Genomic DNA, 11,815 nt, shown 5'->3' with positions numbered 1-11,815 from the left:
CCGAGGCGATCCACCCCTGCTCTACGGGTCGAACGGGTCGTCGGGGATGATGTGAATCGCGGCCTCCTCTGCGGAGGCTGCGCCGCCGTCGATGCCGACGTCCTCGGCCCGATAGTCCGACGACGGGTCGCCAGGATCCTGGTCTGCCCAGACGAGCCGGCCCGCTCTCGTGTATCCGACCTGGTCGTCGATCAGTTCGCCTGCGGTGTCCGATGCGTCACCGATCCCGTCGCCGAACTCTTCGGCTCCGACGTCGGGAACCTCGTGGGCGAGCCTGAGGCTGAGGGGCTCGTGCATGCTGGCCTCATAGGCGGTCACTCCCCACGCGAGGCTTCCAATGGGGCGATCGGGCGGCGAGTAGCCCGGCCCGTCGACGTCGTCGCCCAGCTCCTCGTCATCGAGACTCTCCTCCGGCGGCAGTAGGCCCGGAACGTATTCGTCCATCATCTCTCCTCCGGTCCGGCCCTCCGGCCAGGTGGTCAGGCGCGCCGCGCCCCGTGGCTGGACTCAATGAACTGCGGCGTCGAGGTTCGAGAGGTGCAGTCCGGGGCGCAACCTGTTCCGTGCAGCGTACCGTCTGCTGGTCAATAACTGGACCATTAGGGCCAGTTCGCTGAGATGCCGCGAAGGTAGTCGGCCAGGACCACCGCCTGGTTGAGGTGAGTATCGCGTGCGCCGAACAGCAGCGTCACCACCGTGTGCGGGCGCATCTGGGTGATGAGCTCGTCGACAGCGGGGTTCTCTTCGAGCTCGGCGCGGTAGCGCACTGTGAACTCCGCGAACCGATCCTCACGATGAGCGAACCAGGTCCGCAGCATCGAGCTGGGCGCCACCTCCTTGGCCCATACGTCGACGGCGGCAGCATCCTTCGAGAGGCCGCGCGGCCACAACCTGTCAACCAGGACCCGCAACCCGTCGGCAGGCCCCTGCCCCTCGTAAACACGTCTCGTCCTGATCTCCATCGGCTCTCCCCACGTACCGCGACGGCGCCGTCCAGAACAGCCGGGCGCTTCTTCACCTGGTGTTCGGGCTCGGAAGCATTGTTGCGGCACCTGTCCCGCCTCTACCCGCCAGGGCTGTCACATGCTCATCCGGCCGTTGGGTGGTGTCTGGGCCCTCGAGGGTGCGTACCAACTCGAGCTCGACGTGCTCGGGAGCCATGTCGTCGAAGAGCCGGCGGCCCTGCCCGAGCAGCACGGGGATGATCTGCAGGGACTCTCGTCGAGCTCCCCGGCGTGCAGGAGCGCTCGCGCCGCCACCGCGCCGTGCGGGAGGACGTCCCCGGTCTGACGGATCAATGGGTCCGCGACCCCGGATCCCGGTTGATCATGGAGAAGAGCGGGTTTCCAGGGCTCTGGAAGCTGATCTTCTCCATGATCGACAACAGCTGGCCACGATCCATCAAGACGATTCCGGGCCGCCGGGGTTGCGTCGCCGTTCCGATCATCAGGGTTTCTCACGCCGCCACAGCGACCGCGAGGGAACCTGATCACGAACGTGTAGGAGAACGCGTCGATCCGTCAGGCGCGCCCTAGCCGACGACCGCCGTCATGCGGATCGAGACGAGGATGCCAGGGATCTCGGCCCCGAGCTTCGCGGCGTAGCGCGCCGGCGCCGGGTCGGAGAACCAGTTGGCGTACTCCTCGTTCATCCCCGGGAAGTCCGCCGGATCGCTCAGCAGGATTCCGACCTCGACGACGTCGTCGAGGGTGGCGCCCGCCGCGCGGAGGACCGCCTCGCAGTTGGCGATCGCCTGCCGCGTCTGCTCCTGAATGGTCGGGCCGGCGGGCTTTCCGGTCGCTACGTCGACGCCCACCAGCCCTGACACGTAGATGTGCTGGCCGGCCTTGATCGCCTGACTGAAGAGCGGCGATGCCGGGGCGTCCGAGGTAGAGATCGCTTCGCGCACGCGTCGCAAAGTACTGCGCCCCCTCCGGCGCTGTCCACTGTCAGTCCGGCAGGTGCGCTGCCGGGGCATGCCGGCTGGTGTCAAGTGTGCTTGACAGCAATGGGCGGGTCAAGCACACTTGACACGAGGAACGAGGGGAGCGGTCCATGCAGGCACACAGTGAGGCCACGAGCTACCGGCAGTCGAACCGGGCCGCCGCTCAGCTCGCGCTCTGGACACTGGCCTGGGCGGCGTCGCTTGCCGCGGCGAGGTTCGGACCCGAGCTGTGGGGCGAGCAGCGATCAGTGGCGAGCTGGGCCGCGGTCGGAGCCAACGCTCTCGTCGGCATCGCCTGGATCGTCGCCTTCGCGCGCTTTCTCCGGGCGCTCGACGACCTGCAGCGCAAGATCATGCAGGACGCCCTGGCGGTCACGCTCGGCGTGGGCTGGGTCGTCGGCTTCAGCTACTTCGTCGCCGATGCCGGTGGCCTGGTTGCCTACGACGTCAACGCCGCGGCCTTTCCGGCGCTTCTGGGCGTCGTCTACGTGATCGCCTTCGTCGTCGGCTCGATCAGGTACCGATGAGGAACCGCATCGCGGAGCTCCGAACCGAACACTCCTGGACGCAGGCCGACCTGGCTCAGCGTGTCGGGATATCGCGACAGTCGATCAATGCGATCGAGACGGGGAAGTTCGACCCGAGCCTGCCCGTCGCGTTCCGCATCGCCAGGCTGTTCGACCTGACGATCGAGGACATCTTCACCGACGATCAACCCCCCACGTAGCTGCCTTGGTGGACTGGATCGTCCACTGCATGCACTTGCCCAGGGTCTGGCCGCCGTGGTCGCGGGACGAGACGGACTGTATAGTCCACACGGATAGCGGCGCGGCACGGATGATGGGAGTGAGCGTTGTCTCTGACGACTCGTGGTTTCTCCGGACGACGGCGTGAACCGGACGACCGGCTCCCGCCCGGGCAGACGCTGGTCCAGAGGTGGCCGGTCCTCTCGGCGGGCCCCACGCCCAACGTGCACACGGACACCTGGGACTTCGTCATCCGCGACGAAGGCGGCACCGAGCACCACTGGAGCTGGGACCAGCTCCTCGCGCTCGGGGTCGAGGACATCACGGTCGACATCCACTGCGTCACCCACTGGTCGAAGCTCGACATGTCGTGGCGTGGCGTCAGCCTCGACAAGCTCTTCGAGAACGTCGAGACCGAGGACGCGTACGTCATGGCGCGGTCCTACGGTGGCTACACCACGAACCTTCCGCTCGAGGACCTCCTCGACGGCCAGGCATGGATCGCGATCGAGGCCGAAGGAGAGCCCCTCGACCCCGAGCATGGCGGCCCGGCGCGCCTGCTCGTCCCGCACCTCTACTTCTGGAAGAGCGCGAAGTGGATCCGCGGCCTGACGATGATGCCGACGAACGACTCGGGCTTCTGGGAGCAGTACGGCTACCACCTCTACGGTGATCCGTGGAAGGAAGAGCGCTACTCGTGAGTGCTCGGACGGCGCCGCTCCCGCGTATGCGTCATCGACGCCCGGCCTGGCACGTCGCCACCGTCGTCGAGACCCGGCCGGAGACTCCGAACGCCGTGCGCCTGGTCCTCGACGTCCCCACCTGGCCCGGCAGCGAGGCGGGCACTCATCTGGACGTGCGCCTCACCGCACCGGACGGCTATCAGGCGACCCGCTCCTACTCGGTCGCCACGTCCGAACCGGGACGGGTCGTCCTCGGGATCGACGAGCTGCCCGACGGCGAGGTCTCCCCGTTCCTCGTTCGCGAGGTACTGGCCGGCGACGAGCTCGAGATCCACGGGCCGCTGGGCTCGTACTTCGTCTGGCGTCCGGGCCAGAGCGGCCGCCCGGTCCAGCTCATCGCCGGCGGATCGGGTGTGGTCCCGCTCTACGCCATGGCGGCTGCCCACGCGGCCGCGTCGGACCCGTCGCCGTTCCGTCTCCTCTACTCCGTGCGAACTCCGGCATACGTCTACTTCCGCGACGAGCTCGCCGCGCTCGCGGGGCCGTCGTTCGCCGTCGACCACGTCTACACGCGCCAGGCGCCACCGGGATGGGACGAGCCGGCCGGGCGTCTCACCAGGGACTCGCTGGCGTCCACGACGTTCGCGCCGCATGAGCGTCCACGCATCTTCGTGTGCGGATCCACGGGCTTCGTGGAGACGGTGGTGGCCTGGTTGCTGGAGCTCGGGCACGCGGCACACGACATCCTCACCGAACGATTCGGAGGCCTCTGATGACGACCCGGCTCGACGGCAATGTCCTCGCGGGCGCACTCGCCCACCTGTTCGTGCCCGACGCCACCGACCTGCGGGCCCGGTGCACGAACTGCGGTCGGGTGGCTCCGATCGCGGAGGCCGTCGTCTACGCGGACGCCCCCGGCCTCGTCGCACGCTGCCGGTCGTGTGATCACGTCCTGGCAGCCATCGTCGACGCCGGGGACAAGGTCTACCTGAGCCTGTCCGGGCTGAGCGCCATCGCACTACCGAAGTGACCGACATCCCCACCACAGAGCCCGGAGTGCTGATGGCCGACGCCTTGAGCGCTGTCGTGGACGAGCTGACGTCCGACCCGTCCAACGCCTGGGCACGTGACCTCGGCTACCGCCCGGTGTGGGCCGGGTCCACGTCAGCGCGGATCGCGATCATCGGCCAGGCGCCGGGCCGGCGCGCCCAGGAGAGCGGCATTCCGTGGGACGACGCGAGCGGCGTACGTCTGCGCTCGTGGCTCGGTGTCAGTGACGACCAGTTCTACGACCCCGAGCTGTTCGCCGTCGTGCCGATGGACTTCTACTTCCCGGGCAAGGGCACGTCGGGCGACCTGCCCCCGCGTAAGGACTTCGCCCCGCGGTGGCATCCGCGGATCCTCGCCGCGATGCCGGACATCGCGCTTCGCGTGCTCATCGGTGCCTACGCGCAGCGGTACTACCTCGCGGGGCGGGCCCAGGCGAACCTCACCCAGACCGTGCGCTCCTATCGCGAGTACCTCCCCGCCGAGTTCCCGCTGGTGCACCCGTCCCCGTTGAACTACGGCTGGCACGCCAAGAACCCGTGGTTCACGGACGAGGTCGTTCCCGAGCTGGCCCGCCAGGTCTCGGTCCTGCTGGAACCCCGACAGAAAGTGTGACGATGATGATCGATCTCGAGGCCGAAGCAGCAGCCCGTGAAGAGAACAACGCCGCGCTCATCGCTGCTCTGGACCAGAAGAGCCTCAGCGACGTGGAGTCCACCTGGCAGCTCGATGTCCTCAACGACGCCGAGCACGGCCGCTGGATCGCCACGCTCGGCGCCGAAGCGATCGCCGAGCTCCCGTACCGGTTCGTGGGCGGTCGCGTCGTGCTGCTGTCGACCTGGGTCGACCCCGCCTACCGCAACAACCGCGTGGCCACGGAACTCGTCGCCCGTGTCCTGGACGAGATCCGCGAAAGCGGGAAGACGATCACCATCATCTGCCCGGTCGTGGGCGTGTTCATCGCCCGCCACCCCGAGTACGCCGACCTCATCGACGAGGTCCGTCCCGGCGCCGGCGCCCACCCCGAGCGTGAGCCCGCGGAAGACGACCACGACGAGGAGCTCACGGCGTTCGAGCGTGACCTGGCATAGCCGTGGCAGTGATCAGCCGGACCGGCCGCAGGAGATCGCTCCGGCTGGCGTTCCTGTCGGCGGTGGTCTCGTTGGCGGCCGTCTTCGCCGCGTCGGCCGCGCCGATCCCGCTGTTCAACACGTACCGGGCCGAGGACGGGTTCACCAACGCCGACATCTCGCTGGCGATCGTCGCCTACGACCTGCCCACCCTCGCCGCACTGCTGGTGCTGGGACAGCTGTCCAATCATCTGGGTCGACGGCCCACCTCGATCGCCAGCCTGGGCCTCCTCCTGCTGGGCTGTCTGCTGCTGCTGAACGTGCACGACACCGGCGCCCTGCTGGCCGGCCGGCTGCTCATGGGCCTCGGCGCCGGGCTGGCCAGCAGCAGCGTCACCTCCTACATCGTCGACGCCGCACCCACCAGGCCGGCGTGGCTGGCCTCCGTCGCCTCCAGCCAGACGCCCATGCTGGGTCTCGCCGTCGGCGCCATCGGCTCGGGTGCCCTGGTCCAGTTCGGCCCCTGGCCGCGCGAGCTCGTCTTTCTGGTGGCCGGCGGCCTCGTGCTGCTGTCCGCCGCGCTCGTCGCCATCAGCCCGGAGACCGTGACTCCGACGCCGGGTGCCTGGCGATCACTCCGGCCCAGCGTCAGGGTTCCGGCCCGCGTCCGGCGGCTACTCCCCGTCGCGGCCGCGGTGTTCCTGTCGACCTGGGCGACCGGGGCCTTCTACCAGGCCTTCGTGCCAGCGCTGGTCGAGGATCGACTCCACACCCGCAGCCCGCTCGTCCTGGGACTGGTGTTCGCCGCCTACATGGCCCCGAGCGCGCTGGGCGCTCCTCTCGGCGGCCGGTTCACACCAGCGGCGGCCCAACGCCTGGGCATGCTCGCCTTCCTCGCCGGAATGATCGGCATCATCACCGCGATCGCCACCGGCGCGCTGGCGTTGTTCATCGCCGCGACCATCGTCGCCGGCGCCAGCCAAGGCGTGGCCATCAGCGCCGCCACCCGCGGCCTGCTGCACGGAAGCACCGTCGCCGATCGAGCTCCGATCTTCAGCGCCATCTATCTCATCTGCTACAGCGCCGCCGCCTTCCCGAGCCTCCTCGCCGGCCAGCTCTCCCAGACGTACTCGTTGCCGCAGATCGCGACCGGGTACGGCGCACTCGCCATCGTCGCCACCCTGTTCACCGCCGTCGCCGCACGCAATCCACGGTGAGTGAGCCGAGGTGACGTCGTGGCGTGGCCACGCGGGTCTCCATGGTCCAGTTCCATCGCACCGCAGCGTCGGGTCGCGCGGGCTTCCGTGGCGCGGGTCCAGGACCACTGGAACCGGCGTTCGATCGTTCGGGCCGGTAGCCTTGCGTGCGTGACCAGGTCGCAGAGCGCTGAAGAGGTGTCGAGGCTGACGCCGCGCGGCGCGGCGACGAGGCAGCGCATCATCGCGGCCGCGGCCGAGCTCATGTACGTGAAAGGGGTCAGCTCGACCACTCTGGACGAGGTCCGCGCCGCGAGTGGCACGAGCAAGTCCCAGCTCTACCACCACTTCGCCGACAAGGAGCAGCTCGTGCGCGCCGTGGTCGCACTGCGCGCGGAGCAGATCATGCAGCGCGAGCAGGCCGCGCTGCTACGCCTCAGATCGTTCAACGGGCTGCTGCGGTGGAGGGACGCTCTCGTCCAGCGCAACGCCCTGCAGAAGGGCGCGCACGGCTGCATGCTCGGCTCGCTCGCCGTCGAGGTGTCCGACCAGGACGACGTCGCCCGATCGGCCCTGGCAGAGACCTTCGGCGAGTGGGAAGGGCTCATCGAAGCCGGCCTGCGCCGCATGCAGGAGGCCCGGACACTGGCCGCCGACGCCGACCCTCGGAAGCTCGCGACCGGGCTGATGGCAGCGCTGCAGGGCGGCTACCTGCTGGCCCAGGCTGCTCATGACATCGCACCCATGGAGACTGCGCTCGACATGGCCCTCGGCCAGGTCAGAACCTTCGTCACCACCTGAGGGGCACGCTGCTCACCCGGCGGAATGCGAGCGAACATGGTCTGGACTATATAGTCCATGTAGGTTCGCGCCCGACGAGCTGGAGCGACGCGGTGTCAGGAGAAGCCACAGTGAGCCCCGAGATGAATGTGCGAAAGACCAGCAACACAGGAGCGTACGAGGCCGTCGTCGATGGACAGGTCGTCGGCATGATCGTCTACCACGCGCAAGGAACCGGTCGACGCGTGACGCTCAGCCACACGATCGTCGAGCCCGACCATCGCGGGCGGGGAATCGCGACCGGGCTGGTGAGGCACGTCCTGGACGACCTGCGTGCACAGGACCTGAAGCTCACCAACTACTGCCCGTTCGTGGCGGACTACATCGCCGATCATCCCGAGTACAAGGAACTGGTCGACAGTCGGTTCCCGGGCCGTGCGACGGTGCCCGGCCGCCCTCCGCGCGAGCGCTCCGCCTGAGGGCGACGTGGGCCGGCCGCGTCGGGGGACCAGTTCGTCAACGACCTGCGTCGCCGGTCTGATCGAAGATCTGGCCGATCGGCTCGCGCTTCTCGGCCTGGAAGGCGTCCTCGGCCCGGCCGTATGCCCAGTAGGCCGAGAGCGAGAGGTGTGATCGGTCCAGGCCTCGCTCGGTCATCAGGTAGGGCCGCAGGGACTTCATCGCGCCGCGCTCGCCGTGTGCGAAGACCTGCACGTGTCCGCTGTGCCAGGTGATCTCGCGAACGGCGTCGTGCAGCAGCGTGGTGGTGCCGGCGTGGGCGCCGTTGCGGTGCAGCCACTCGACGCCGATTCCGGGTGGCGCGGCCAGCGCGAGGTGGTCGTCGTCGCCGTCGACCTCGATGACGGCGACACCGCGGGCGTCGGGCGGCATGGCCTCGAGGGCGCTCGCGATGGCCGGGATGGCGGCGTCGTCGCCGGCCAGCAGGTGCCAGTCGGCCGCCGGGTCGGGGGTGTAGCCACCGCCGATGCCGGCGAGCACCAGGGTGTCACCCTTCTCGGCCGCGGCCGCCCACGGGCCGGCGATGCCCTCGTCGCCGTGGACCACGAAGTCGATGGTGAGCTGACCGCTGGTCGGGTCGAAGCGCCGGATGGTGTAGGTGCGCATGCTGGGCAGCTGCTCGGCCGGGAGGGTGCGGCGCAGTTCGAAGAAGTCGTAGGGCGGGGTGAGGCCGGTGCCCGGGTGGGCGAAGTAGAGCTTGGTGTAGGCGTCGGTGAAGTCGTTGCCGGCGATCGTGGCGTAGCCGGGACCACCGGCGACGATGCGGCGCAGCCGGGGACTCAGCCACCAGCCGTCCTCGACCGTGAGCACGCTCTGCGCGCCCTTGCGGCGCGGGGCGGGCGTCGATGCGGTGGCCATGGAGAACCCTTCAGTGCTCGGAACGTGCCTTCTCATCGAGCCTAGTCAGGCGCCCTCAGGCGGCCCGGCGGCGTCGAGGGCCGGCGCCAGCGGCGTCAACGCGGCCCGGACGAGGTCGGGCAGCGAGCCGGACGGCACGACGAGCCCGCTGATCGGTGAGTTCGCGGAGGTCGACCGCAGCCACTCCTGCAGCGCGACCTTGACGGCCGCACTCACGCCGGCGGCCAGCACCGTGGCGGTGAGCCGGTCGATGTCGCCGGCGCGTTCGAGGATGGCGTCGGCGACCGGGCCCTCGATGGTGGTGGCGGTGTCGGCGTAGGAGTCCCGCAGGGCGGGGTGGGACGTGATCATCAGCAGCACGTCTCGCGCGTGCTCCCCGGGATCGGTGTACTGCTCGACGACGGCGTCGATGACCGCGTGGGCGAGCGGGTCCCGTGCGGGGCGGGCGGCGATGGCCGCGCCGATCCGGGTCCCGCGTTCCGCGGTGACCGCGGCGACGATCGCCTGCTCGCGACTGGAGAAGTAGTTGTTGTACGTCCGCGGTGAGACGCCGGCCGCCTCGGCGATGTCGTCGACGCGGACGTTCTCGGGGCCGAGCTCCAGGGCCAGGCGCAGCGCCGACCGGCTGAGCGCTGCTCTGGTGGCCAGCTTCTTCCGCTCGCGCAGGCCGGGACTGTCCGCCGTCACCATCTCAGCATTCCACGACGTTGCCGTCACGCAAAATTGCGTGCACGCAAGTTTGTGTTAGCGTCCTGCCATGCGCTGCAAAGGAATGACCTACGACACCGGCTTCATCCGCAACGGCGGCACCTCCGTGGAGACCTTCGACCCCGCGCGGGTGCGGCGGGAGCTGGCCATCATCAGGGACGATCTGCACTGCACCGCCGTCCAGCTCGTCGGCGGCGACTCGGAGCGGCTCGAGCTCGCCGCCCGCTGGGCCGCTGAGCTCGGATTGGAGGTCTGGTTCTCGCCCTACCCGCTGGAGCTGACCACCGAGGAGATGCTCGCCCTGTTCGCCGACTGCGCCGAGCGGGCCGAACGAGTCCGGGCCAGTGGTGCGGACGTCGTGTTCGTGACCGGCGTCGAGCTGAGCCTCATGAACCAGGGCTTCGTCGCCGGCGACAGCACCGACGAGCGGGTCGCCGGGCTGCTGGGCGACCCGGAGGGCAGGGCCGAGAGGCTCGCCGGCGTCCAGCGCCGGCTGGGCGGGTTCCTCCGCGAGGCCGTGGCCACCGTCCGCAAGCACTTCGGCGGGAAGGTCACCTATGCCGCCATCCCGTTCGAGGGCGTCGACTGGGACCTGTTCGACGTCGTGACCCTCGAACTGATCCGTTCCGCGGAGGTCGCCGACCGGTTCCGCGACGGCGTGCGCTCGCTCGCCGCCCAGCCGAAGCCGGTCGCCGTCACCGGCTTCGGCACCGCGACCTGGCGCGGCGCCGGTGACGTGGCGCCGCGCAGCATGGAGATCATCGAGAACGATCCGGACACCGGGGTCCCGCTCCGGCTGACCGGCGACCACGAGCGCGACGAGACCGGCCAGGCCGCGTACCTGAGCGAGCTGCTGGAGATCTTCGACAGCGAGGGCGTCGACAGCGCCTTCGTGTTCCTCTTCGCCCTGCACAACCTCCCGCACCGCCCGGACGGTCCTGCGCGTGAGGACCTCGACCTCGCCAGCCTGGGCATCGTCAAGGTGCTCGAAGGCCGCAACGGCACCACCTACCCCGACCTGCCCTGGGAGCCCAAGGCCGCCTTCGCCGCGGTGGCCGACAGCTACTCCCCATGACCATTCGCCGCTCAGGTCCCGCTGACGATCACCAGCTCGTTGCCTTCGGGGTCGGCGACCCGCCGGCGTTCCTCCGACTCGTCGAGGAGCCGGCCACCGGCGGCGACGATCGTGGCGAGGTGCGTCCGCGCGAGGTCCGCCGGCACGGCGAGCTCGACGTGGATGCGGTTGCGCTGCCGGCGACGCTCCGTCTCCGACGTGTCGATCTCCTGGAACACCAGCTCCGGGTTCAGCCGCCGCGGATCGTGGATGTCGTTGACCCCGGCGCGCCGGTCGGGGGTGTAGCCGAGGGCGGCGGCCCAGAACCCGCGGACCGCGGCGACGTCGGCGGCGTCGAGGAAGAGCTGGGCGAAGCGCGGCAGCCCCGGATCCGCGGTGGCCCCGAGCTCGCGGGCAGCGGTCTGGAGGTCGTCGGCGAGGTCGGTGAAGTCGAGCCCGAGGCCGTGGGCGTCGTCCTCCCACTGGTCCTTGCCGCTGTCGATGATCACGAGCCCGGGACGCAGATCGACCAGCAGCGGGAAGCCGGCCTCGTGGGCCAGCGCCGCTGCCGCGGCGGCCAGGTCGCCCTGCTGCGCCGGCGAGGTGACGCGGTAGCACGCCATCGCGCTGAACACCGCCTGCCAGTCGGACGTCCCGGTACCGTCGCCGAGCGCCGCGCCCGGCACCAGGTCGACCTCGTTGCCGTCGGGGTCGGCGTGACAGACGCCGAACGGTCCGGACGCCTCGCCGAGGCCCGCCTGTTCGACCGCCGCGGCCGGCCGCACCACGTCGAGGTGGATGCGGTTGCGCAAGGGCTGTGGCTCGGCCGACGGCCGGATCCTCAGGGCGGGGTCGCGCCGCAACGGATCGGCCAGGCCGCCGTCCTCGCCGGGCGCGTAGTCGAGCGCGCGCTGCCAGAACCGCCTCACCGCGGCCGGGTTCGCGGTTTCGATCACGACGCTCAGGTGCTGCAGCACGGCAGGGTTCGCGGACAGCCCGAGATCGCGCGCGGCCGCCGACACCGCCTCGGCGTGCTCGCCCGCGTCGAGGCGCACCCGCAGGCCCGTCGCGCGGACGTCTACCACGAGCTCGGCCGGCAGCTCCGCGATGCGCCCGGCCAACGCGGCCCCCTCGATCAGCGACGGCGCGTCGAACCATGCCGTCGCAACGCCGTCGACCACCCGCCAGTCCGCTCCGAACTCGGTCATG

General features: G+C 70.0%; 17 protein-coding genes. 11 read left to right on the top strand and 6 right to left on the bottom strand.

Going from position 1 to position 11,815, the window contains the following annotated elements:
- Positions 1-21 precede the first annotated feature (21 nt).
- The 3 genes from HD601_RS24270 to HD601_RS24260 form a co-directional block, all read right to left on the bottom strand.
- Positions 22-447, bottom strand: a complete 426-nt coding sequence (locus HD601_RS24270) for a DUF5709 domain-containing protein (protein ID WP_184826261.1) — start codon at positions 445-447, stop codon at positions 22-24.
- Positions 448-599: 152 nt separating this feature from the next.
- Positions 600-962 (bottom strand): DUF488 domain-containing protein, encoded by a 363-nt coding sequence (locus tag HD601_RS24265; RefSeq protein ID WP_184826259.1) that lies wholly within the window; start codon positions 960-962, stop codon positions 600-602.
- Between the two features lie 569 nt (positions 963-1,531).
- Positions 1,532-1,909, bottom strand: a complete 378-nt coding sequence (locus HD601_RS24260; RefSeq protein WP_184826257.1) for a Rid family hydrolase — start codon at positions 1,907-1,909, stop codon at positions 1,532-1,534.
- A gap of 146 nt (positions 1,910-2,055) precedes the next feature.
- Between HD601_RS24260 and HD601_RS24255 the strand changes: the two genes are divergently transcribed.
- The 10 genes from HD601_RS24255 (at position 2,056) to HD601_RS24210 (ending at position 7,946) form a co-directional block, all read left to right on the top strand.
- The gene (locus HD601_RS24255; RefSeq protein WP_184826255.1) at positions 2,056-2,472 is read left to right on the top strand and encodes a hypothetical protein; all 417 of its coding nucleotides are present in this window, start codon (positions 2,056-2,058) and stop codon (positions 2,470-2,472) included.
- The gene (locus tag HD601_RS24250) at positions 2,469-2,672 is read left to right on the top strand and encodes a helix-turn-helix transcriptional regulator (RefSeq protein WP_184826253.1); all 204 of its coding nucleotides are present in this window, start codon (positions 2,469-2,471) and stop codon (positions 2,670-2,672) included. Before HD601_RS24255 ends, HD601_RS24250 begins: the two co-directional genes overlap by 4 nt.
- A 126-nt stretch (positions 2,673-2,798) precedes the next feature.
- A complete protein-coding gene (locus tag HD601_RS24245; RefSeq protein WP_184826251.1) occupies positions 2,799-3,392 on the top strand; it encodes a molybdopterin-dependent oxidoreductase in 594 nt (197 codons plus the stop codon).
- A gap of 26 nt (positions 3,393-3,418) precedes the next feature.
- Entirely contained in the window at positions 3,419-4,147 is a 729-nt protein-coding gene (locus tag HD601_RS24240; protein ID WP_184826248.1) for an FAD-binding oxidoreductase, read from the top strand.
- Positions 4,147-4,404, top strand: coding sequence for a DUF6510 family protein (locus tag HD601_RS24235; RefSeq protein WP_184826246.1), 258 nt, complete (start codon positions 4,147-4,149; stop codon positions 4,402-4,404). Before HD601_RS24240 ends, HD601_RS24235 begins: the two co-directional genes overlap by 1 nt.
- 32 nt (positions 4,405-4,436) lie before the next feature.
- A complete protein-coding gene (locus HD601_RS24230) occupies positions 4,437-5,036 on the top strand; it encodes a uracil-DNA glycosylase family protein (protein WP_184826244.1) in 600 nt (199 codons plus the stop codon).
- 2 nt (positions 5,037-5,038) lie between these two features.
- Positions 5,039-5,512: a GNAT family N-acetyltransferase gene (locus HD601_RS24225; RefSeq protein WP_184826242.1), complete on the top strand. Its 474-nt coding sequence runs from the start codon at positions 5,039-5,041 to the stop codon at positions 5,510-5,512.
- Between the two features lie 8 nt (positions 5,513-5,520).
- Positions 5,521-6,708: an MFS transporter gene (locus tag HD601_RS24220; protein WP_221441262.1), complete on the top strand. Its 1,188-nt coding sequence runs from the start codon at positions 5,521-5,523 to the stop codon at positions 6,706-6,708.
- A 150-nt stretch (positions 6,709-6,858) separates the two neighbouring features.
- Positions 6,859-7,488 (top strand): TetR family transcriptional regulator C-terminal domain-containing protein, encoded by a 630-nt coding sequence (locus HD601_RS24215; RefSeq protein WP_221441261.1) that lies wholly within the window; start codon positions 6,859-6,861, stop codon positions 7,486-7,488.
- Positions 7,489-7,598: 110 nt separating this feature from the next.
- Positions 7,599-7,946 (top strand): GNAT family N-acetyltransferase, encoded by a 348-nt coding sequence (locus tag HD601_RS24210; protein WP_184826240.1) that lies wholly within the window; start codon positions 7,599-7,601, stop codon positions 7,944-7,946.
- A 37-nt stretch (positions 7,947-7,983) separates the two neighbouring features.
- Here the strand turns inward: HD601_RS24210 and HD601_RS24205 are convergent, their stop codons facing one another.
- Both HD601_RS24205 and HD601_RS24200 read right to left on the bottom strand, forming a co-directional pair.
- Complete coding sequence (locus HD601_RS24205) at positions 7,984-8,844, bottom strand: siderophore-interacting protein (protein WP_184826238.1); 861 nt, start codon at positions 8,842-8,844, stop codon at positions 7,984-7,986.
- A 45-nt stretch (positions 8,845-8,889) separates the two neighbouring features.
- Positions 8,890-9,534 carry a TetR/AcrR family transcriptional regulator gene (locus HD601_RS24200; protein WP_184826236.1) on the bottom strand — a complete coding sequence of 215 codons (645 nt, stop codon included), beginning with the start codon at positions 9,532-9,534 and terminating at the stop codon, positions 8,890-8,892.
- A 67-nt stretch (positions 9,535-9,601) separates the two neighbouring features.
- On the opposite strand from HD601_RS24200, the gene HD601_RS24195 reads away from it, so the two are divergent.
- The gene (locus tag HD601_RS24195) at positions 9,602-10,627 is read left to right on the top strand and encodes a glycoside hydrolase family 113 protein (RefSeq protein WP_184826233.1); all 1,026 of its coding nucleotides are present in this window, start codon (positions 9,602-9,604) and stop codon (positions 10,625-10,627) included.
- A gap of 11 nt (positions 10,628-10,638) precedes the next feature.
- Here the strand turns inward: HD601_RS24195 and HD601_RS24190 are convergent, their stop codons facing one another.
- Positions 10,639-11,814, bottom strand: a complete 1,176-nt coding sequence (locus HD601_RS24190) for a VOC family protein (RefSeq protein WP_184826231.1) — start codon at positions 11,812-11,814, stop codon at positions 10,639-10,641.
- Position 11,815 lies beyond the last annotated feature (1 nt).

It is taken from the genome of Jiangella mangrovi, from assembly GCF_014204975.1.
Lineage (GTDB): Bacteria > Actinomycetota > Actinomycetes > Jiangellales > Jiangellaceae > Jiangella > Jiangella mangrovi.
This window is presented reverse-complemented; position numbering and strand designations above follow the sequence as displayed.

Coding starts and splice junctions, on each gene's coding strand:
- HD601_RS24190 (WP_184826231.1), bottom strand. CDS start 11,814: ATGACCGAGTTCGGAGCGGACTGGCGGGTGGTCGACGGCGTTGCGACG.
- HD601_RS24265 (WP_184826259.1), bottom strand. CDS start 962: ATGGAGATCAGGACGAGACGTGTTTACGAGGGGCAGGGGCCTGCCGAC.
- HD601_RS24225 (WP_184826242.1), top strand. CDS start 5,039: ATGATGATCGATCTCGAGGCCGAAGCAGCAGCCCGTGAAGAGAACAAC.
- HD601_RS24205 (WP_184826238.1), bottom strand. CDS start 8,844: ATGGCCACCGCATCGACGCCCGCCCCGCGCCGCAAGGGCGCGCAGAGC.
- HD601_RS24270 (WP_184826261.1), bottom strand. CDS start 447: ATGATGGACGAATACGTTCCGGGCCTACTGCCGCCGGAGGAGAGTCTC.
- HD601_RS24200 (WP_184826236.1), bottom strand. CDS start 9,534: ATGGTGACGGCGGACAGTCCCGGCCTGCGCGAGCGGAAGAAGCTGGCC.
- HD601_RS24235 (WP_184826246.1), top strand. CDS start 4,147: ATGACGACCCGGCTCGACGGCAATGTCCTCGCGGGCGCACTCGCCCAC.
- HD601_RS24250 (WP_184826253.1), top strand. CDS start 2,469: ATGAGGAACCGCATCGCGGAGCTCCGAACCGAACACTCCTGGACGCAG.
- HD601_RS24230 (WP_184826244.1), top strand. CDS start 4,437: ATGGCCGACGCCTTGAGCGCTGTCGTGGACGAGCTGACGTCCGACCCG.
- HD601_RS24195 (WP_184826233.1), top strand. CDS start 9,602: ATGCGCTGCAAAGGAATGACCTACGACACCGGCTTCATCCGCAACGGC.
- HD601_RS24240 (WP_184826248.1), top strand. CDS start 3,419: ATGCGTCATCGACGCCCGGCCTGGCACGTCGCCACCGTCGTCGAGACC.
- HD601_RS24255 (WP_184826255.1), top strand. CDS start 2,056: ATGCAGGCACACAGTGAGGCCACGAGCTACCGGCAGTCGAACCGGGCC.